Raw genomic sequence first — 20,597 nt, forward strand, 5'->3', positions numbered from 1 at the left:
GAATGCAAGCGTTTACATCAAAAAGTTATCAGAGGGGAACCAAATGCCCGACCCAACCGTTCCGGCGCCCCGCCAAATGCCCTCCTGGTGGACAGACGCCGTTGTCTACCAGATCTATCCCCGGTCGTTTGCCGACGGCAACGGCGACGGGATGGGCGACCTTCGCGGTGTCCTGGACCGGCTCCCTTATCTTGAAGGGCTGGGAGTGGACGCCATCTGGCTGTCCCCGTTCTACAAGTCGCCGCAGGCCGACGGCGGTTATGACGTAGCGGACTACCGGCAAGTGGACCCGCTTTTCGGGTCGCTGGCCGACTTCGACGCCATGTTGCAGGAAGCTCACCGCCGCGGACTGAAGGTGATCGTGGACCTGGTTCCCAACCACACCTCCGATGAGCATGCGTGGTTTCGGGAAGCGCTGGCGGCGGAGCCGGGAAGCCCGGAAAGGGACCGGTACATCTTTCGGGACGGCAAGGATGAGGTGCCGGGGTCCGGGGATGGCGGACGGGCGCCCAACAACTGGAAGTCCGTCTTCGGCGGCCCGGCCTGGAGCCGCGTGGCCGAAGCCGACGGGTCACCCGGACAGTGGTACCTGCACCTCTTCGACACCAAGCAGCCGGACCTGAACTGGGAGAACCCGGAAGTGCAGGAGGAAATGCGTTCGGTGCTGCGTTTCTGGCTGGACCGCGGCGCGGACGGCTTCCGGGTGGATGTTGCCCACGGCCTGGTAAAGGAAGCGGGTCTTCCGGACTGGGATGGGGTGGCGGCGATGGTGGAAGGAACCTCCGCTCCGCGCCTGGAAAGCCACCTGCCGGGCGACGCCCCGCATGCCCACACCGATGCCGAGGAACCGCACCGGGCCGTCTCCCCGATGTACCCGCCGTCGCCGTTCTTCGACCAGGACGGGGTCCATGCCATCTACCGGGACTGGAACCGGGTCCTGGCCGAATACGGCGGTGACCGGATGATGGTGGCCGAGGCCTGGGTGGAACCTGCCGAGCGCCTGGCACGGTATGTCCGGCCCGATGAGATGCAGCAGGCCTTCAACTTCGATTTCCTGTTGGCCGGCTGGGACGCCGAACGCATGGCCGACGCCATCGACGCATCCCTGGCAGCGGCAGCATCCGTGGGTGCTCCGTGCACGTGGGTCCTCAGCAACCACGACACCGTGCGGCACAGCACCCGGTTTGGGCTCAAAGATCCCACTACTTTCCCCAAGGGCATCGGCGCCGCGGACGAACAGCCCGACGCAGCCCTGGGACTTGCCCGGGCCCGGGCCGCCTCACTGGTCGCGCTGGCGCTTCCGGGCTCGGCATACCTCTACCAGGGCGAGGAGCTGGGCCTCCCGGAGCACACCACCCTTCCCGACTCGGCCAGGCAGGACCCTACCTTCTTCCGGACCGACGGTGCCGAGATCGGCCGGGACGGCTGCCGCGTCCCGCTGCCGTGGGCAGGGGATCAACCCGGCTTCGGTTTCTCCGGAGCACTGTCAGGGGAAGCTCCCGAGCCCTGGCTCCCCCAGCCGGAAAGCTTCGGCCCCCTGGCCGCCGATCAGCAGGACGGCGAGGAGGGCTCAACGCTGGAGCTTTACCGTGCCGCCCTTGCATTCAGGTCAGCCCGGCACCTGGGCAGCGGCAGCGTGGAGTGGACGGACGAACACGCACCGGACAGTGGACTGTTGGCGTTCCGGAACGGGGAGGTGGTGGTCCTGTCCAACATGGGCTTCGCCTCGGCCCCCGTGCCCGAAGGCTATGCCGTAGTGCTCTCCAGCGGTCCCGAACCGGCCGACGACTGGACCGGGATGACAGAGGTTCCTGTGGACTGCACCGTGTACCTGCAACGGATATAGCTGCAAAGGATGAAGCGGGGCAGGTGCCGCTGCGCAACTGGCGCAGCGGCACCGCGGGCGCGGCAGCCTACGGTTGGCAATGGGATCAGCGGACCCGCTCGGCCCGGCTGAAGCGGGTCCGCGCGCCCGCCCCGATGTGGATAAGGACAGGAATTTCCTTGCCCACCACAGCTTCCATCGCGTCAAGCAGCCCGGCGACCTCCACTGCCAGCAGGTGCGGTGCCACGCCCTGGCGCGGCAGGAGACGCACCTTCAACGCGGGAGAGCCCTTGACGTCGTAGGTGGTGACGGTGGCACCGGCCAGGTCCGGCCGTCCCTCGAGGGCGTGCCTCAGCGCTTGTTCCGCCACCCCGCCGCCGATCCGGACGTCGCCGGGCGTGTCGCCGGGATCGTATTCGGCGGCCAGAAGGTTTGACCGGCCCTTTCCTTGCTGGGCAATCCAGGCAACCATGAGGCCCATCAATGCCAGCAGCGCCAGTGCCACCACAATCCACAGCCAGCTTTCCGGCCGGCCGGGGAACCGGGTGGCGTCAAAGAGCCGGTTGATGCCGCTCCACACCCCGGCGGACCAGGAGTGCCACCAGGAGGCAACCGGAGGAACGGCCGCCAGCAGCAACAGCAGGACGCCCGCCCCCAGGAGGATCAGGCCCAGCAGGGTGAGCAGGATGCGGTTGAGCAGCGCCGGTGTGCTGTTCACGCTCCGATCACCCCCGAAGGAGTGACATTCACGCGGGGAACAGGCGCCGGTTCCAGCAGCATCTGGTCCAGCTCGTCGCGGACGGCTTCAAGCACCCTGTCCTGGTCCACAGGTACACCGGAGGTGGGCCGCACGTTCACCAGAACCTGCCGCTGGGAGACAATCACCATGACCTGTTCAGGCGTGACGTTGGCGGCCAGCCGTGCCCGGCGGGCGAGGGAGGAGGCGATGACTTCGTCGTCCACCACCACCGCCGGAAGCCCTTCCTCCCGTCCGCCGGCCAGCAGATGGCGGGCGCGCTTTCCCGGGAGGATGCCGCTGAGGAGGAAGATCAGCCCCACCATGGCGAGCACGCCGCCGATCGCGGCAAGCAGCAGCGGCGAGGTTCCGGCGGGAAGATCCACGATGCGCTGCGCCGCCACCTGGGGCTCAATCAGCCACGCGGGCTGGCCCACGGCGTGCACTCCCGATTCGAGGACGCCGTAAGCGGCCAGCACCAGCACAAGGGCGGCGGCAACAACCGATACCACCGCCCGCGGGGAATGGGTCTCGCGGTACACCACCCTGCGCATGTCCGGTCCGTTGCTTCTGCGCGGTCCGCTGTTCACCGGGCGGCTTTCCACACTGCTGCTCACCGTACCCGCCCTTCTGTACTGATCCTTGCCCCGCTGATCCGGATGTCCACGCGGCTCAGCCGGGAACCGCTCAATTCCGAGACCGTTGCCAGGATGCTTTCCTTGGCCCTGACGGCGCGGTCCCAGATGGACCCGCCGAGTGCGTCCACCCGTGCAGGGTTGGCCACCACGGACTGCAACGGCGGGACGCCGATAGGGGTGACGAGGGACAAAGCCAGCAGGCCGTCGTCGTCCGTCCAGTCCGCCCGCACGTCCTGGGCGTCGACGCCCAACGCCTGGGCCGCAGCAGCCTTGGCGAGGCTGGTCAAGGCCTGGGTGCTGATCCGGTTATGGCCGCTGAGCGCCTGCCCACGCACAACGGGCGCGGGCGAGCTCATGAGGACGAGCGCCGGCCGGTGATGGCATCGAACACCCCGCGCAGGTCCAGCTTCCCTTCGGCGGCACGGCCCAGGAGCGCTCCGATTGCCATGAAGAGCAGGGAGACGAGGAAACCCCACAGTCCGAACTGCAGGGACATAAACGCCACGAAGGCGCCAATGGCGGTGCCTGCAATCGTGAGGCTCACAGCAGCGCCTCCCGTTCGGGAGCAGACGGCGCGGTTGTTTTGACCGGCGGCGGAACGTAGACATCCGCGATCTCGACGTTCACCTCGATGACCTGCAGCCCCACCAGTTCCTCAACTGCGCGGTACACGGCGGCGCGGACATTATTGGCCAATGCATGCAGCGGTGTGCCGTAGCTTGCCACCAGGGTGATATCAACAGCTACCTGCGTTTCGCCCACTTCCGCGTGGACGCCCGCAGCGTGGTCAGAACTTCCGACGGCGTCGCGGATCGCGCCCAAGGCACGGGACGGGCCCGAACCCAGGGAGTAGACCCCGGGAACCGCCCGCGCGGCGATTCCCGCCACCTTTGCCACGGCAGTCTCGGAAATTATCGTCCGGCCGGGCCCCGGAGCCGGGCTTCCGGAAGGACGGTTTGGCACCACGGGTTGTGGGTTCTGGTATTCCATCAGGCACTCCCCCTTCTGTTGTTTCCACCCTATCCCCAGGGTGCGGCACATGCGCTGGAAACTCTGCGGCCCGCCGACCGGCCTGGACTTAAAGGACCCAGGCGGGAACGCCCCCAAGGACATTCCCGCCTGAGCGGTGCCGCCTGTGTCAGCGGCGGTGCGGCAGAAGCCGCGGTCTATTCAGGTGTGCAGGCTGTCCTACTTGTAGAGGCCTTCGCCGCCGACCCTGACGTTGGTGGGCAGGTAGCCGAACGGGCCGAGGCCGTTCTGGCCGAAGCTGCGGTCCACCTGGGTCACGCCGTTCCTGAAGTTGATCTTGACAGTGGGTGACAGCGATCCGCCACGCACGCCGTTGACGTTGTCGATGAACGACTGCACGAGTCCGCCGGGCTGCACGTAGTGCGAGTATGCCTGGAACTGGCGACCGTTCTGCTGCCCGGAGATGGTACCGCTTGGGTTGTTGGCCGGCAGGTTGAGGTCGGTGGGTGAACCGAGGGCCAGGCCGCTGTTGTTCACCGGCTGGTAGTCCGAGCGCACGCCGTCACCAACAAAGCCGTAGACGCCGTCGGGGCCGCGCATGCCGGCCGCGTAGGTGAACTGGTGGCTGATCGTGTACAGGTAGTACTTGTTCTTGCCGTTTTCATTCTGGATGAAGATCTGCGGACGTTCCGTCTGGTCGTTGACGCAGTTGGCCGAAAGGATCGGCGGCAGGAAGGACCACTTGGTGAGGTCCTTGTTGTCGGCTACAGCCAGGCCCACATTGGCGGTCTGGTAGTTTGCGCCGCTGTTCTGGACGTCGCCAACGCTTTCTGCCTGGGGGTCGCCCGGCTGGTAGCCGAGGTCCTCACCCTTGCACTGGTAATCGCCGCGGGTGCCGGCGGTGTTGCCTTCGAAGACCATGAAGGTCTTGCCCGGGTGGGCGGGGTCGGCGAACGTGTACGGGTCCCGGAACGCGAAGCCCGGGTTCTGCGCCTTGGTCTGGTACATCTTTCCGTCCGGTTCCAGCAGCTTGGTGTGCTCGAAGCCGTCGAAGCTGACGCCGTTCTTGTCAGCGTGGATGTTGCCCAGGGCCTTGGCGATGGCAGCGTCAGGAGCGATCCCGCCGCCACCTGCGTTCCGCTCGGCCACGTCGTGGAAGGTGGTGGCGGTGTAGAAGACGTTGACGTGGTCGCCCTGCATGAGGCGGGTGGAGCCGGACCATTCGGTGTTGCCGATGGAGGTGTTGTCCAGGAAGAGATGGCCACCGTAGTTCCACTTGTCCTTGGCGGGGTCGGCGTTGGTTTTGCGGAAGAAGTAGCCGATCCGGGCGTTCCAGTGGCGCTGGTCGAAGCCGTAGCCGGCGTGGCGGTCGGCAACAAGGGAGAAGATGACGTCCCAGCCCTTGTAGCTGATCTGGTTGGCGTTTTCATCCGTCAGGGACCAGGTGTCCCAGACCCAGACGTCGTCATTCATGGCGGGGAAATCCTGGGGGATCTCCGGCATGGTGACGTCGGGACTCATGGAGTTCTGGCCGGGAGCCACCGTGGGATCGCTCTGCGCCATGATCTGCTTGGCGTCTGCGCGGGTCCACTTGGAGGTGAAGTCCGACGCCGGGTCGAAGGCCTCCTGCGTGTGCTCGGTGGGGAGGGCGAAACCGGGAGTGGGGGCCGGCAGCTGCCCGACCGTCGGCGGGTCCGACGGCTCGTTGGCTTGGGCAGAGGGGACGGCCAGGAAGGCCGAGGCAGCAACGGCTGCGGCCAGTGCTGCGGCGGCAGGGCGCCACCGCAGCAGCCGGTGTTGGGGGTGCTTGTGCATTTCTTGCTCTTCTCGCGGAGTTGTGACTGTTCGTGGAAGACGGGCATGTGCCCATAACCCCGAAAACAACCGCGGCCCGGTAACACCTCAGGCGTCGCCGGGGACGCCGTTGTGCTGGGGGGATCAGGACCTGGGTGGGGCCCTGTGGCCGATGGAAAGCATGCTTTCCCTCCGCCGCGCTCCACGCTAGAACGGGCGCCGGATGCAGTTCAAACCCTGTTTCACAGCCCAAAAACGGCTACCGCCGAGTAGGGTGCAAGCGCTTACGCAAGCCAATGCGCGCGCGTGCCACATCGGTTTGGCAATATCAAATGTTTCAGGGCGGCTCGATTTTTTCCTGGCAAGACAAGCGATTTGTTGCGCAGGCCACGCCGCCGCAGGCCGCTCGTCCTGGTGGCGCCGGGCACGCACGATCCCTAAAGGCCGGCCAACCTGAGCATGACGCGCACGTTCGCCGGCGCCGCCCATATTCCGTATCGACACGCAAATATGGGCTGCGCAGGCGACCAAGGGTGTCGGTTTCGATTTTGCGTGTCGATGCCGCGGTTGGTGCGCCGGAGGTGAGGCGGGCGCCGGACAGTTGCTCCGGGGCCATTCACCTGGACAAGGGCACGGAACGCACTTGAAGAGCGGCTGGCCAATGGCGGTTAAATGAAGAAAAGCACCAGTTCCGAAGAACTGATGCTTCCCAGTGGTGGCTCCGACCGGCGTCGATCCGGTGACCTTTCGATTTTCAGTCGAACGCTCTACCAACTGAGCTACAGAGCCTAGGTGACTAGTCACCATGACAGCCGGAATTTCTTCCAACAATCAGAGCGACCCTGACGGGACTTGAACCCGCGACCTCCGCCGTGACAGGGCGGCGCGCTAACCAACTGCGCTACAGGGCCTTGCGTTTCTTGCTTCACAGTATCTCTACCGCTTTTTTCAAGGCTTCCAGCCTACCAGACTTTTTTTGCCTGTTTGACCAGTTTCTTGCGTACCCCCAACGGGATTCGAACCCGTGCCGCCGCCGTGAAAGGGCGGTGTCCTAGGCCGCTAGACGATGGGGGCCAGAACCCGTTCGGAACAAAATAAAAGGCGTCAAGCGAGGCTTTCCGTCTTTGTCCTTTGCGTTTCTCCGAACTGGACTCTAAAACTATAGGGCCTCCGCAGGAATTATCCAAAATCGGCGAAAAACCGCGCCGTTGGGCCGCCGCACGGGTCAAGATGGACGGATGGATGCCGTCGCAGCGCTCAATGAGATTGCTTTCTGGCTGGAGCGCGGACGCGCCGCCACCTTCAAGGTCCAGGCCTTCCGCAAAGCGGCGGCGGCCATCAGCCCCCTTGGCCCTGAGGAAGTAGCCACCCGGGCCCGGACCGGCCGGCTCAAGTCCATGAAGGGCATCGGCGACCGGACCTATGCGGTGATCCGGCAGGCGGTGGACGGCGAGGTCCCCGACTACCTGGCCGACCTCCGGGAGAAGGGCGCCCAGCCGCTGGCCTCCGGTGGGACGGAAATCCGTGGGGCATTGAGGGGCGACCTGCACAGCCACAGCGAATGGTCCGACGGCGGCTCCCCCATTGAGCTGATGGTGGCGGCAGCGGAGGTGCTGGGCCGGGAGTACCTGGCATTGACCGACCACTCCCCCAACCTCACCATCGCCAACGGGCTGTCGGCCGGGCGCCTGCGCGACCAGCTGGACGTGGTGGCAGCGATCAACAGCAACGGCGGGAACACCCGGCTGCTGACCGGGATCGAAGTGGACATCCTGGAGTCCGGCCAGCTGGACCAGGAACCTGGGCTGCTGGACCGCCTGGACATTGTGGTGGCGAGCGTTCATTCGAAGCTGCGCGCGGACAGGAAGACCATGACCGCCCGGATGCTCGGCGGCATCCAGGATCCGCACACCAACGTCCTGGGCCACTGCACCGGGCGGCTGGTGGAGGGCAACCGCGGAACCCGGCCGCCGTCGGAATTCGACGCCGCGGAAGTGTTCGCCGCTTGCGCGGAGCATAACGTGGCCGTCGAGATCAATTCCCGACCGGAACGGCAGGACCCGCCCGATGCGCTGATCCAGTTGGCGCTGGATGCAGGCTGCCTGTTCTCGATCGACAGCGACGCGCACGCACCAGGGCAGCTGGATTTCCTGCAGTACGGTGCCGAGCGGGCCGCCCGCAACAACGTGCCTGCCGAGCGGATCATCACCACCTGGCCGGCGGACAAACTGCTGGCCTGGGCCGGTTCGAAGTAGGCCCTGGAAGGCGCAGGCACGGTTACCACCGCTGCCGACATGGCCGATTTCCGCCAGCCCGGCGTCCGTTCCGGCCGTACATTTGTCCCATGCCGCCAACCAGCCCCGCCCATGAACCCCTGGCGTCCGCCACTGCAGCAGGAAAGCCCGTGAAGGCTCTCGGCGTGGCGGCAATGGTGGTCACGGTGGTCCTGTGGGCCTCAGCGTTCGTGGGCATCCGGGCCATCGGCCCCCACTTCTCCCCCGGCCCGCTGACCCTGGGCAGGCTGGCGATTGCCGCCGTCGTGCTGGCCTTCCTGGTGGTGCCGCAACTGCTCAGGAGCCGGATGCTGCCGCGGGGACGGGAATGGCTGCCTATCCTCGCCTATGGCGTGATGTGGTTTGGTGGCTATAACGTGGCGCTGAACGCCGCCGAGCACATCCTTGATGCCGGCACCAGCGCCCTGCTGATCAACGTCAACCCCATCCTGGTGGCCATCATGGCCGGCATCTTCCTCAAGGAAGGCTTCCCGCGCTGGCTGCTCATCGGCAGCACCGTGGCTTTCGCCGGCGTCGCATTGATCGCCCTCGGCTCCGGACAGCCACGGACGGGGGAAAGTTCGACGGCGGACCTGGCCGGAGTGGCGCTTTGCCTCCTTGCCGCGGTGCTCGCCGCAGTCAGCGTCATCATCCAGAAGCCGGTGGTGCGGAAGTTTCCGGCGGCGCAGGCAACCTGGTTTGGCATCGTGGTGGGGGCAGTGTGCTGCCTGCCGTTCGCCGGGCAGTTGGTGTCCGAGGTGCAGGCGGCTCCGCCGCAGGCCACGCTGGGGCTGGTGTATCTGGGGGTGTTCCCCACCGCCATCGCCTTCACCACCTGGGCGTACGCATTGTCACTGGTGGACGCCGGGAAGCTGGCCGCCACCACATACCTGGTCCCCGGCACCACGGTCTTCATCTCCTGGCTGCTGCTTGGTGAAATCCCCTCGGCGTTGGGACTGGTGGGTGGGCTGGTATGCCTGGTGGGGGTGGGGCTCACCCGGCGGCGGAGCCGGGTCCACGGCGCCCCGCGGCCGCTTCGGCGCTAGAGTCGGGGTATGCCAGCCAGCCTTCCGCCGGGACTGCCCATCATTCCCGACGGCCCGCACGAACCGCCGGAATTCACCATGTCCCCTGACGAGTTCGAGGCAGCTGTCCAGGATGCCCTGGACAGCATTCCGGACAGGCTGGCCCGGGCCATGGACAACGTGGCCGTCTTCATCGACGACGACTACGTGCCGGGGCCGGGGGAAGATCCGGACACCGTGCTGCTGGGACTGTACGAAGGGGTTCCGCTGACGGAACGCGATTCCTGGTGGGACGCCGGTTCGCTGCCGGACCGGATCACGATTTTCCGCGAACCCATCCTGGAGATCTGCGGTTCCAGGGACGATGTGATCCACGAGGTGGCCGTAACGGTGGTGCATGAGATCGCCCACCACTTCGGGATTTCCGATGACCGGCTGCATGAGCTGGGCTGGGGCTAGCCTTGTAAGCATGGGACACGACCACAGCCATGGGATTACCGCCACGGGGCGGCACCGGAAACGCCTTGTGGCCGTCCTGGGAATCACGCTTGGCGTGGTGGTCATCCAGATCATCGGGGCTGTGCTGTCCGGATCGCTGTCCCTGCTCGCCGATGCGGGACATATGCTCTCGGACGCGGCAGGTGTCACCATCGCGCTCCTGGCCTCCTGGATTGCGGGCCGCCCGGCGAGCAACCAGCGGACGTACGGCTACCAGCGCGCTGAGGTCCTGGCCGCCCTCGCCAATGCGCTGATCCTGATCGTGATCTCCGTGGTCATCTTCACGGAGGCGGTCCGCCGGTTCGGTGCGCCGCCGGAAGTGCAGACGGACATCATGCTGTTTGCCGCCGTCCTTGGTGCGGTGGCCAACCTGGTGTCGCTTGTGATCCTGCGCACGGCACAGGATGAGAGCCTGAACATCCGCGGCGCCTACCTGGAAGTCCTTGGCGACCTCCTTGGTTCCGTGGCCGTCATCATCGCGGCCGCAGTGATCATGCTGACCGGCTTCCAGGCGGCGGACACCATTGCCTCCGTCCTGATCGCACTGATGATCCTGCCGCGGGCGTGGAGCCTGCTGCGCGATGTGGTGGACGTCCTCCTGGAAGCCAGTCCCAAAGGGGTGGAGGTGCAGATGATCCGCGAGCACATCCTTTCGGTGGCCGGTGTGACGGATGTGCATGACATCCACATTTGGACCATCACGTCCGGAGTCCCCGTCTTCTCGGCCCACGTTGTGGTGGAGGACGGAGTGCTCAATGCCCGCGGCGCCGACCAGTTGCTGGACAAGCTCATCACCTGCCTGGGCTCCCACTTCGATACCGACCACTGCACCTTCCAGCTGGAACCTGCCAGCCACTCCGAGCATGAGGCGCACCAGCACGCCTGACCCCGGCCGACCACGACACACCGGACAAAAACCGCCCCTAATGACACTGTTGTGGTTTATGTTATTGATGTGACTGCTGTTGCTAATGTGCAGGGGGTCACGTAACCTCGGACTGCTGGGGGCAGCTGAGGGGCATCGTCGTGCCGCATCCAGAACCTCACTCCCGGCCTTAACGTTGCGAGGTCTCTGCAGATGGCTTTATCCGGATCCGGCCGCAGGACGGCCGTGCTGTGCGCCGCCGTCGTCCTTTTTGCATCCGCGGCAACGCCGGCAGCCGCTGTACCGGCGCCGTCCGCTCCACTGGCCGTTCCGGCGTCGCCTGACATCCCTTCGCCGGAGGACATTGCCGCGGCTAAGGCCAGTGAGGCCGCCACGGCGGACCAGGTCGGCGCCATCGAGCGCATCCTTGCCGACGCGTCCGCAGCCCAGCAGGCAGCCTTTGCCGTGGCCATGCAGGCCAACAACTCGTACAGCGAGGCACTGGTGGAGCTGCAGCAAAGGACCGAAGCGGCATCCGTTGCATCAGCCAAAGCCTCGTCCGCCCGTGAACAGCAGGACAAGACCCGGAAGCAGGTTGGGCAGCTTGCCGGGGACCTGTACCGCAACGGCGGCCTGAACCCGACCCTCGGAACCATTGCCAGCGGCAGCGAGAGCCTGCAGCAGGCAGCCACGCTCGAGGCCCTCTCGGCCAGCCGCAGCCGGGCCTTCGAAGCGGCGGACACCGCGGCCACCGCCTACCGGTCCCTGACGGCAGCTGCCGACGACGCCACCAAAGCCGCAGACGACGCAGCGAAGACCGCTGAACAACGGAAGTCCCAGGCGGAACAGGCCAATGCCGCGCAGGCCAAGGCCGTGGCCGACGCGAAAGCGCAGCGGACCATCCTGGTGGACCAGTTGGCGCAGCTCCGCAACACCACTGTGGCCCTTGAATCGGCCCGCCTGGATGCCCTGGAACGGCAGCGTGAAGAGGCGCGGCTTGCCGCCCTGTCCGCCGCCGCGGACAAGGCCGCCCAGGAAAAAGCTGCGCAGGACAACGCCGCCCAAAACCAGTCAGCACAGAATCAGGCAGCTGGCCAGACAGCGAACCAGAACAGCCGCGGGCAGGAACTGGCACCGGCAGCGCCTGCCCCGGCTGCTCCCGCCCCCGCCGCCCCTGCGCCTGCCCCGGCTGCACCCGCCCCCGTTCCTGCCCCGGCTGCACCCGCCCCCGTTCCTGCTCCGGTTGTCCCCGCACCCGCCCCTGCCGCACCAGCACCCGCACCCGCACCCGCTGCGCCGGCACCTGCACCGGCGCCTGCCCCTGCCACCGGCTCGGGCACCTACGAGGCAGCCATCACCGTCGCTTTGGGAAAGGTGGGCGCGCCGTACTTCTACCAGTGGGGCGGTACCGGTCCCTACGGCTTTGACTGCTCCGGGCTGGTGCAGAACGCCTTCGCCGCAGCCGGCAAGTACCTCCCCCGCACAGCTTCACAGCAATATGCCGCCGCGCCGGTCCACGTCCCCATTTCGCAGGCCCGCCGCGGCGACCTGCTGGTCTGGGGTTCGGCACCGAACTTCTACCACGTGGCCATCTACCTCGGGAACGGCCAGGTGGTGCAGGCACTCAACCCGCAGGAAGGCATCACCGTTTCCACCATCAGCTCCATGGTGGGCATGGACCTCTACCCCTACGCGGCCCGCTACTAGGCGGCACGGATGAATTGTGCGGTTGAATTGTGCGGTTGACTTCCACGGATAGATTGCTTGACTGCCTCAGCTCAGGATGTCCTTGGTGACGAACCGGCCATAGGCGAGCGCACCGAACACTGCCATATACCCGGCCTGCAGGAGCGCATTGCTGGCAAAGGAATCCCACACTAGCGGCTGGCGCAACATGTCACCGAAACCAAGCCAGTAGTGGCTGAAGAGCCAGGGGTGCAGCCACTCCAGCTGCGGAAGCTGGTCAAGGACCTGCGAGACCACCGAGACCACCACGGTGGCGGCCATCGCTCCCACCGGCACCACTGTCAGCGTGGACAGGAAAAGCCCGATCGCCGAAAGGCCGGCGAGTGACACCGCCAGGTAGGCAGCGATCAGCACGATGCGCAGGGCAGCTTCGGACGGCTGGACCACCCCGCCGGACAACAGTGTCACGGGACCCACCGGGAAAAGTGCCGCGCCAATGGCAGCGCCGGCAAGACCGACGGTCAACGGGGCCACGATACAGAAGGCCAGCGCCCCCGCGTACTTGACCAAGAGGAGCCTGACCCGCCCGGCCGGTGCCACCAACAGGTACCGGAGGGTGCCCAGGTTCGCCTCCCCGGCGATCGTATCCCCCGCCACCACACCTACCGCGAGCGGCATGAACAGCGGCACGGAAACCAGCATGGCGGTGAAGGCCACAAACAGGCCGTTCTGGGTGATCCGGTCAAGGAAGGCGGGTCCCCGCCCGGGCGGGACCGCGGAAGAGACCTTCACGGCAACGGCAATCAGGACCGGAATGGCAGCGAGCGCCAGGAGCAGCGCCCAGGTCCGCCGGCGCCCGAACAGGACCTTGAGCTCCGACCCCAACAGGGACAGCCCGGAACTGCGCGGCACTGCGGCCGGCCGGGCTGTTCCGGCAGCCTCCGGTAGATCCGCGGGAACACTACTGGGCAACGTCGAATCCTTCCCCCGTGAGGGCAACAAAGCGGTCCTCAAGGCTTTCACGCTCGACGGCGAATCCCCGGACCCGGACGCCGGCCTGGACCAGGTGCGCCACGACGTCCTCGGGAAGCACCGCGGGCGGCTGGGCACCCTCCACCATGGCCGCAACGATCGTCTCGCCGTCCGGCCGCGCCCGCGCGGGTTGAGCTTGTCGGGGTTCAGTGGGTCGGGGTTCAGCGGGTCGGAGTTCAGCTTGTCGGGGTTCAGCGGGCCGGGGTTCAGCGTGTCCAGGTTCCGGTACCAGCCCCAGCCGCGCCAGGACCTGCCGGGCCGCACCGCCGTCGGGCGTTACCAGCCGGAGCCGGGTGCTGCCGGCCTGCCGCAGCTCAGCCAGGGGCCCCTGTGCCACGAGCTTTCCTGCGCTCATGACGGCAGCGTGGGTGCACATCTGGTCCACCTCGGCCAGCAGGTGGCTGGACACGAAAACGGTGGTGCCCTCATGCGCCAGCGACCGCACCAGGTTCCGGACTTCCCGGGTGCCCTGCGGGTCCAGCCCGTTGGTGGGTTCGTCCAGTACCAGCAGGTCCCGTGGCGACAGCAAGGCGTTGGCGATGCCCAGCCGCTGCTTCATGCCCAGGGAGTACGCGTGCACCCGTTTGCCGGCGGCGTGCTCCAGGCCCACGCGCTCCAGCGCCCGCTGCACCCTCGCTTTGCGTGTGGCGGGCACGGTGTGCGGGCCCGCGGCGTCGAGCCGGTGCAGGTTGGCGGCGCCGGACAGAAAAGGGTAGAAGGCGGGGCCTTCCACCAGGGCGCCCACGCGCGGCAACACATCATGGAGCTTGCCGGGCATCTCCTGGCCCAGCAGGTGAACCGTCCCCGCGGATGCGGCCGCCAGGCCGAGCAGCATCCGGATGGTGGTGGTCTTGCCGGAGCCGTTGGGCCCCAGGAAGCCGAAGACACTCCCGTGCGGGACGGCCAGGTCCACGCTGTCGACGGCGGCCTGCCGGCCAAAGTGCTTGCTGAGTCCCCGGGTCTCGATCGCCAACCCCGCGCTCACCGGGCCGGCCCCCGTCCGGCCAACACTCCCCCGTCCACCCAACACTTATTGGGCCGCTGCTGCTGCGGCCTGCAGCCGCTCCGGCGGCACCATTCCTGCGAAGATCCGGCCGTCGTCCGTGACCAGGACGTTGAGCAGGGCGGTGGAGAGCAGCCGGCCGCCGGGGACGGCAACGGCGGCCTGGGACAGCAGCGGGTCCTGCAGCAGCGACTCGGCAGCGGCAGCAGACCCACGCGCCGTGCCCACCACGGTCTCCCATCCGGCGCCGGTTACGGAAACGTCTTTAGTGGCACCGGGATGCATGCCGTCGGGGCTGTGCATGTCTGCGGGCTCATGGGGCTTGTCCGGAACGGGAAGTTCCTTGACCGTGCTGCCCGGAGGCGGGGTAAAGGTGAAGACGGACTCGTCAGGAGCCTCCAGCGAAAGGCTGGTGAACCCGGAACGGAACGCCGGGGTGTCCGCTCCGCGTGCGGTCACCTGCACGGACAGGGGCATGCCGTTTTCACCGTCGACGGCGATGGCCACCTTACCCACCAGGGTCGCGTCGGTGCGCGGCTCAATCAGCAGGTTGTAGGCAGCCCGTCCTGCGACGGAAACGTCCGGCCCCACCGAAACGGCCGTGGTCGGTTCAACCTTGGACAGGAAGCGTTGTGCCAGGTCGCCTGGCGTCGGCATCCCACCTGCCCACTGATGGTCCTTCGCCCGGGATGGATCCTGGGCATGCTCCGGCAGGGTCAAGTGTGCGGCTGTGTTGTCCTTCGACGAATAGAACCAGACGTCGCTGCCGTGGCGGACCGCGTCACGTTCAGCCAGTTGGTCCATCACCTGCACGCGGGCGTTGTCCTTGCCGTCCAGGTAGACGCGCGCGGTGTGCTTGCCGGACAGCAGCTCAATCACGGATGCGGCACTCCCCGCGGCCGCGGGACCGGATGGCTTCCCGGTGGCGGGCAGCTCCGGAAGCCCCAGGTCGGCGGACTGCTCCACTGTCCCTGAGAACGTGTGCACCTGGTGGCTTGCCGCCAACTCCAGGACCTGCGCCGGCGTCTTGGCCGGAAGTGGGTTGCTGGCACCGGCCGGAAGGGAGCCGGCCAAGGCGCCCGCAGCGATCGCCAGCGGAGCCGCGACGGCGGGCAGCCACCGCAGCCATGCCCGGCGGTTCATTGTGCTGTTTCGTTGCGACGGTCCGCTGGAATCCAGCGTGTTGGAGCCCATAGGTAAAGACTACGCCGGTGCAGGTGGATCGGTGTCACCCGCAGCGCCCCCATCCTGCTGCCGGCCGGGCCGTTCCGGCACTACGGTGCCCGCACCGCCGTCGACCGTTATTTGTTGGCCGGTCCTGATCAGCCCGGTAGCGTCCGCGACTCCGACCACCGCAGGTATCCCGTACTCCCTGGCCACAACTGCGCCGTGGGAATTGGCTCCGCCCATTTCCATCACCAGCCCGCCCGCAGTGAGGAACAGCGGCGTCCAGCCGGGGTCCGTGGAAGGGGCAACCAGGATTTCGCCCGGCTCAAGCCGGGCTCCCACGGGATCCAGGATGACGCGCGCGGCAGCGGTCACCGTTCCTGCCGAGGCTGCGCTGCCTGTCAGCATTCCTTCCATGGTGACGCCGACGGCGGTGCGCACCGCTTCGGGGTCGGTTCCATCCGAGAGCAGAACCCGGGGAATATGCCGGCGCCTGAGCTCCTGGGCGTAATCCTCGCGGCGGCCGGCCACGAGTGCGCGAAAGTCCTGGACGGGCGCTCCGCCGTCGGCGTCCACGGACAAGGCCTGCCTGGTTTCAACCAGGTCCAGGAAGAACACGTCGTCCTGCTGTTCGATGACGCCCGCCCGGGCCAGCTCCCCGCCCACCAGCAGCAGTTGCCGGCGGACTTCCCCGAGGCCGGTCACCAGCTGATACTTTGGCAGCTCGCGCAGGCCGGCGAACAGCCGTGCCCTGTGCAGCGCGGCACGCACCAGCCTTCCCCGGATCCTGCCGCGGGCGGCGGCGCGGGCAACGAGCCGGTCCACCTGCGTTTCCGCGTCCTCCACGGCCTTGCTGAACTGTGCGTCAGGCGCCAGGGCCGGGTCCTCGAGCCTGAGGTAATTGGCGAGGATGCCCAGGATGTGTGCCGGCTCTTCGGACCATCGCGGCAGGCCAACGTCGATTTCGCCCACCGCCCGGTGGCCGTACTCGTCCAGGAACCGGGTGAGGCCCGCATCGAGGCGTGCGGGCAGCTGTCCGGCCTGGAACGCGGCTGCCAGGACGGTGGGATCGCCGGCCATGAGTTCGGTTCGTGATTGAACGTCTTCCCGGATTTCCTTGGCAAGGTGCCACAGCTCCAGGTCCATTTCGGTGGTGATGTTGTTGGGCAGGCCACGGATCACGGGCTGCAGTTCAGCCCAGGCATTGCCGCCCAGCAGTCTTCCCGCAACGCCGAGCATGGCGAACCCCAGGGCGGGAAGGGGAAGAATTGCCGGAACAATCGGGAACAGGCGCTGCCCAAGGAGGGATTCGGCGTGGTCAAGGCGTGCCGGCGCGCCGGCACCGTCTTCGGAGCCCAGAGATGCCTCGAAGTCGCGCGTGAAGCGGTCCAGCCGCCGGAGCGCTGCCCGGGGCCGGACCAGCGCCCGGAGAAGCGTGGCGGGAACCTTGGCGCGGGCTGCGACGGGAACGATGTGATGCAGCAGCCCGAAAGGCGTCCTCGTGGTCACCGAAAAGGCGGGATCGTCGAACAGTTGCCGCATGACCGTTGCTGTCCGGGCCTCCATGATGTCGAAGACGCGGGGTACAAGGCGCCGGCCCACGGTGCTGCGGATGGGAGTGGTGAAGTCGACGTAGATCCGCTGCCCGGCCTCGGCATAGGGCGACGGTCCGCCACGGGGGTCCGGAACAGGGAAGCCTGCAGCCTGGGCGATGGAGGAGGCGACGAGCCGCAGCGCCGCAAGGCCCATGGGCGTCAGCGGGCGGGTAAGCCCCTGGGCCAGGCTGAAACAGAGATACGCCCTGGTACCGCTTGCGGCGGGGCTGCCCTGGGGGACCCTGCCCGCGGCACCGTTGCTCTCCGGGACGGGGTAGAGGGTGGTGATCGGCCTGGACTGGGTGAGCCACAGGGCCCCGGTACGGTCGATGGCCCACTCGGTGTCCTGCGGGGCGCCGAAATGATCCTCGGCCTCCAGGCCAAGGCGCGCCAGTCCAGCCAGTTGGCTGTCCGTCAGGCAGGCAGCATTGCTGGTTGCGGGAACCTTCAGGGTCTGCGTCCCGCCACCGGGAAGGGGGCGTACCGCCACGCCCTTATCTCCCAGTTTCCGTTCCAGGACCCTTCCGGTCAGGGCGTCCACCACGAAGTGGTCCGGATTGACGGCGCCTGAGACGACGGCCTCGCCCAGGCCGGGACTGGCATCGATAACGATCTGCCGCCTGCGGCCGGTCAGGGGGTTCGCCGTGAACATGACGCCGGCGGCGTCCGCGTCCACCATCCGCTGGACCACCACCGCGAGCGCCACGCCGGCCGGATCGATCCCCAGGCTTGCCCGGTATGCGGTTGCCCGGTCCGTCCACAGCGACGCCCAGCAGTTGCGGACGGCCTCAAGCAGGGCAGGCACTCCGACGACGTTGAGGTAGGTGTCCTGCTGCCCGGCGAAGCTGGCGAATGGCAGGTCTTCTGCGGTGGCCGAGGACCTGACCGCTACCGGAACATCGGGTCCCAGGGCCGCGTACGCCTGTTCCACCTCGCGGGAAACCGCCGCCGGAAGCGGAAGTGCCAGGATCGCGGCACGGGCTGTTCCAGCCAGCCCTGCCACGTCATGCGGTTCCGTAACGCCGGACCGGGCGGCGTCCCCCAGGGTGGCATAAACCCCGGCCAGCGCGGGAGGCAGGGAGTCGGGGGCGCCGGTTGCCTGCCGGTATGCAGCGGTAGTGAGGCAGAAACCCTCCGGGACCGGCAACCCTGCGGACAACAGCTCTCCAAGGTTGGCTGCCTTGCCACCCGCCAAGCCCAGCATTCCGGCGTCGAGCCGGCGCAGGTCCAGCACCAGCCCGGCGTCCGTGCTGGTGCCGACTTTTGACAGCCCTGGCTGCTCCATGTCCCAGATGCCTTATCCGAGCGGCGGTATTCCGGGGATGCCTTGCTGTTTGTCCGGTGCCGGCTAGGCGGCGTCGCCGAGGATCGGACCGAACCGCGCACGGTCCGCCAGGCGGGGGTCTTCCCGGTCCGGGACCACCATGACCGGGCCCTTTGCATGGTGCAGGACACCATCGGACGTTGAGCCCAGAAGCATTCCGGTGAAGCCCCCGCGGCCGCGGGTACCCACCACCACCAGTTCCACGTGCCGGCTTTCCTCCACGAGCACGTCCACCGGCGAACCGTCCTTCAGCTCGTAGTCAGCCCGCAGGTGCGGGTAGTGGCTGCGGAGCCACGCCATGCCGGCCTCCAGGGTGACCCGGATATCGTCAAACAATGCCTTCCGGTCCATGGGTGCGGGAACCCAGGCCAGGGAACCGCTGTACTGGGGGACGGCACAGATCACGCGGAGCGAGGCACCCAGCCGTTCGGCCTGGTCGGCTGCTTCGAGAACGGCAACGCGTGCCTGCTCGGAGCCATCGACGCCGACCACCACCACGTTCTCCACCAGCCGGTGGCCGGACTTGGCCTGCTCCGCCTTGACGCGGCGGTCCTCGGTGGTTTCACCGAGCCGGTCCGAACAGAACAAGGGGACCGTCACGGTGGGGCATTTTGCATGGGCAGGCAGGGCACTGCTGACCGATCCCAGGAGGCGGCCCACGAAGCCGCCGCGGCCGCGGGTGCCCACCACCAGGAGTTCCGCGGTTTCGGAGATTTCCAGCAGGACTCCTGCTGCGTCGCCGTTCTCTACGGAGGAACTGACATCAATGTCGTAAGCGGAAACCTTTTCAACAGCCTGCTTGGCGATGGCCTCGGCACCTTCACGGATGACGGAATCGTCCACCGTGGCATAGCCTCCGTCCAGTCCGGACGCGGCGAAGATCGGCACGGAATAGGCGGTGACGATATGGAGCGGACGACGGCGGCGCTGGGCTTCCCGCGCGGCCCACACCAAGGCGCACTGGCCATGGTCCGAACCGTCCACGCCCACCACGATGCCGTGGGGAGCGGGTGACGCACCACCACCGTCCCGGGCCTGGTCCGGGTGCAACTCTCGTGAGCCCATGGGGGCCGCCTCCTCGCGATACGCCTGATGTTGCGGCTATTCTGCCAGAAAACGGACCACTCCCCGTGCATCCCGGCCCCCAGCGGCACCGGCAGGAAAAGGCCCGTTCCCGATTCCCACTATTCTCCGTCCCCCAAGGCTTAGCAAGCCTGTTCAGGGGCGGGTAGGCCGGGTTATCCACAGGCCCTCCCGAGCGACTGGGAAAGCGCCTTCATGTCATCAGAAACGTTTTCCTCATTGGGCTATCCACGGCCGCATTTGTTCTGTAGTCTTCAGGACATTGTTGGTCCGGGACGCCAACCGCAACTTCCTGCGCGCACTGTCCCGGGCCATGCGCTGCGGCCGTACTTGGGGGTAACGGGACGCGGGCCGGCGAGGACGCCGGCACCTGCCGAAAGCTTCGAAGGAGGGAAACTGTAGTGTCAAGCATGCCTGGGGATGCCCAGACCGAACAGACCACCACTGTCATCATTGGCACGGGCCTGTCCGGGCTTGCCGTGGCCGCAGAACTGCGCCGCCACCGCGTGGCCTCCATTGTGGTGGACGGGCTGGACATCCTCGGCGCCGGGCAACCCGCAAACACGTCATCGCTGCAGCGCTGCGACGCGGCGGACAGCGACACCCTCCGGGAACGCAACGAGATCCTGCGCCATTTGCGCAATTACGCCACAAGCCACAGCGTGGACGTCCGGAACACAACCCGCGCGGTCCAGCTGACCATGCTCCAGGGACCCGGGCACGGCGCCGCTCCGCAATGGCAGGTGCACACCCCCACCGGCATCCTGGTGGCCGACCACATCGTCCTGACCAGGTGCGCCCACAGCCAGCTGCGGCGCATGCTCAACGACTTCGGGATCGCCGTAGGCCGGAACGTGGCAGCGGCCATGCGGGCCATTGGCATCTACCTGGTGGGAGTGGGTGAGCTGATCACGCCGTCGCCCAAGGAAGTACTGCGCCAGGCCAAGACGGTGGGCCAGGCCATCTCCGCCAAGGTCAATCCGGGCAGTGGCCACCCCTCCGGCGGCGCCTTCCCGGCAACGGGCAGCTTTGCGGTGCTGACCTGCTGACAGCCCTACCCGCCGCCAGGCCGGAGCCGGCCGGC

The 20,597-nt window shown here is 67.2% G+C and carries 18 protein-coding genes and 3 tRNA genes; 7 read left to right on the forward strand and 14 right to left on the reverse strand.

The genetic code is table 11. The annotated features are described in order from the left end of the window. Positions 1-43: 43 nt before the first annotated feature. Positions 44-1,846 (forward strand): glycoside hydrolase family 13 protein, encoded by a 1,803-nt coding sequence (locus ACV095_RS18065; protein ID WP_478222420.1) that lies wholly within the window; start codon positions 44-46, stop codon positions 1,844-1,846. 85 nt (positions 1,847-1,931) lie between these two features. Here ACV095_RS18065 and ACV095_RS18070 read toward each other — a convergent pair whose 3' ends face one another. The 9 genes from ACV095_RS18070 to ACV095_RS18110 form a co-directional block, all read right to left on the reverse strand. After that, complete coding sequence (locus tag ACV095_RS18070; protein WP_018771701.1) at positions 1,932-2,543, reverse strand: hypothetical protein; 612 nt, start codon at positions 2,541-2,543, stop codon at positions 1,932-1,934. Then, on the reverse strand, positions 2,540-3,178 hold the full coding sequence (locus tag ACV095_RS18075) for an Asp23/Gls24 family envelope stress response protein (RefSeq protein ID WP_224084256.1): 639 nt from the start codon (positions 3,176-3,178) through the stop codon (positions 2,540-2,542). Before ACV095_RS18075 ends, ACV095_RS18070 begins: the two co-directional genes overlap by 4 nt. Then, on the reverse strand, positions 3,175-3,555 hold the full coding sequence (locus tag ACV095_RS18080; RefSeq protein WP_018771703.1) for a hypothetical protein: 381 nt from the start codon (positions 3,553-3,555) through the stop codon (positions 3,175-3,177). Before ACV095_RS18080 ends, ACV095_RS18075 begins: the two co-directional genes overlap by 4 nt. Continuing rightward, a complete protein-coding gene (locus tag ACV095_RS18085; protein ID WP_018771704.1) occupies positions 3,552-3,743 on the reverse strand; it encodes a membrane protein in 192 nt (63 codons plus the stop codon). The genes ACV095_RS18080 and ACV095_RS18085 overlap by 4 nt, the downstream gene beginning before the upstream one ends. Continuing rightward, on the reverse strand, positions 3,740-4,189 hold the full coding sequence (locus tag ACV095_RS18090) for an Asp23/Gls24 family envelope stress response protein (RefSeq protein ID WP_026266136.1): 450 nt from the start codon (positions 4,187-4,189) through the stop codon (positions 3,740-3,742). The genes ACV095_RS18085 and ACV095_RS18090 overlap by 4 nt, the downstream gene beginning before the upstream one ends. A gap of 198 nt (positions 4,190-4,387) precedes the next feature. Beyond that, positions 4,388-5,983, reverse strand: coding sequence for a glycoside hydrolase family 68 protein (locus ACV095_RS18095; protein WP_018771706.1), 1,596 nt, complete (start codon positions 5,981-5,983; stop codon positions 4,388-4,390). A gap of 692 nt (positions 5,984-6,675) precedes the next feature. Further along, positions 6,676-6,751 (reverse strand) — tRNA-Phe (locus ACV095_RS18100). A gap of 48 nt (positions 6,752-6,799) precedes the next feature. Beyond that, a tRNA-Asp gene (locus ACV095_RS18105) sits at positions 6,800-6,873 on the reverse strand. Between the two features lie 90 nt (positions 6,874-6,963). Continuing rightward, positions 6,964-7,036: transfer RNA gene (locus tag ACV095_RS18110), tRNA-Glu, on the reverse strand. Between the two features lie 164 nt (positions 7,037-7,200). Between ACV095_RS18110 and ACV095_RS18115 the strand changes: the two genes are divergently transcribed. From ACV095_RS18115 to ACV095_RS18135, 5 genes are all read left to right on the forward strand, one after another. Beyond that, positions 7,201-8,217 carry a PHP domain-containing protein gene (locus ACV095_RS18115; RefSeq protein ID WP_478222421.1) on the forward strand — a complete coding sequence of 339 codons (1,017 nt, stop codon included), beginning with the start codon at positions 7,201-7,203 and terminating at the stop codon, positions 8,215-8,217. An 89-nt stretch (positions 8,218-8,306) separates the two neighbouring features. After that, entirely contained in the window at positions 8,307-9,281 is a 975-nt protein-coding gene (locus tag ACV095_RS18120; protein WP_478222422.1) for a DMT family transporter, read from the forward strand. A gap of 9 nt (positions 9,282-9,290) precedes the next feature. Further along, entirely contained in the window at positions 9,291-9,719 is a 429-nt protein-coding gene (locus tag ACV095_RS18125; protein WP_018771709.1) for a metallopeptidase family protein, read from the forward strand. 10 nt (positions 9,720-9,729) lie between these two features. Further along, positions 9,730-10,644 (forward strand): cation diffusion facilitator family transporter, encoded by a 915-nt coding sequence (locus ACV095_RS18130; RefSeq protein WP_478222423.1) that lies wholly within the window; start codon positions 9,730-9,732, stop codon positions 10,642-10,644. Between the two features lie 192 nt (positions 10,645-10,836). After that, entirely contained in the window at positions 10,837-12,330 is a 1,494-nt protein-coding gene (locus tag ACV095_RS18135; RefSeq protein WP_478222424.1) for a C40 family peptidase, read from the forward strand. A 66-nt stretch (positions 12,331-12,396) separates the two neighbouring features. On the opposite strand, the gene ACV095_RS18140 is transcribed toward ACV095_RS18135, so the two are convergent. From ACV095_RS18140 to ACV095_RS18160, 5 genes are all read right to left on the reverse strand, one after another. Further along, positions 12,397-13,281, reverse strand: coding sequence for an ABC transporter permease (locus ACV095_RS18140; protein ID WP_056392266.1), 885 nt, complete (start codon positions 13,279-13,281; stop codon positions 12,397-12,399). Further along, positions 13,271-14,326, reverse strand: coding sequence for an ABC transporter ATP-binding protein (locus ACV095_RS18145; protein ID WP_478222425.1), 1,056 nt, complete (start codon positions 14,324-14,326; stop codon positions 13,271-13,273). Before ACV095_RS18145 ends, ACV095_RS18140 begins: the two co-directional genes overlap by 11 nt. Positions 14,327-14,371: 45 nt before the next feature. After that, the gene (locus tag ACV095_RS18150) at positions 14,372-15,487 is read right to left on the reverse strand and encodes a LolA family protein (protein WP_478223476.1); all 1,116 of its coding nucleotides are present in this window, start codon (positions 15,485-15,487) and stop codon (positions 14,372-14,374) included. A 60-nt stretch (positions 15,488-15,547) separates the two neighbouring features. Then, complete coding sequence (locus tag ACV095_RS18155) at positions 15,548-18,391, reverse strand: PEP/pyruvate-binding domain-containing protein (RefSeq protein WP_478222426.1); 2,844 nt, start codon at positions 18,389-18,391, stop codon at positions 15,548-15,550. 63 nt (positions 18,392-18,454) lie between these two features. After that, positions 18,455-19,495 carry a universal stress protein gene (locus ACV095_RS18160; protein WP_056392273.1) on the reverse strand — a complete coding sequence of 347 codons (1,041 nt, stop codon included), beginning with the start codon at positions 19,493-19,495 and terminating at the stop codon, positions 18,455-18,457. 428 nt (positions 19,496-19,923) lie between these two features. On the opposite strand from ACV095_RS18160, the gene ACV095_RS18165 reads away from it, so the two are divergent. Then, positions 19,924-20,562 carry an NAD(P)/FAD-dependent oxidoreductase gene (locus tag ACV095_RS18165; protein ID WP_018771717.1) on the forward strand — a complete coding sequence of 213 codons (639 nt, stop codon included), beginning with the start codon at positions 19,924-19,926 and terminating at the stop codon, positions 20,560-20,562. The last annotated feature ends 35 nt before the right edge of the window (positions 20,563-20,597 follow it).

The organism is Arthrobacter sp. JDC6, assembly GCF_056484025.1.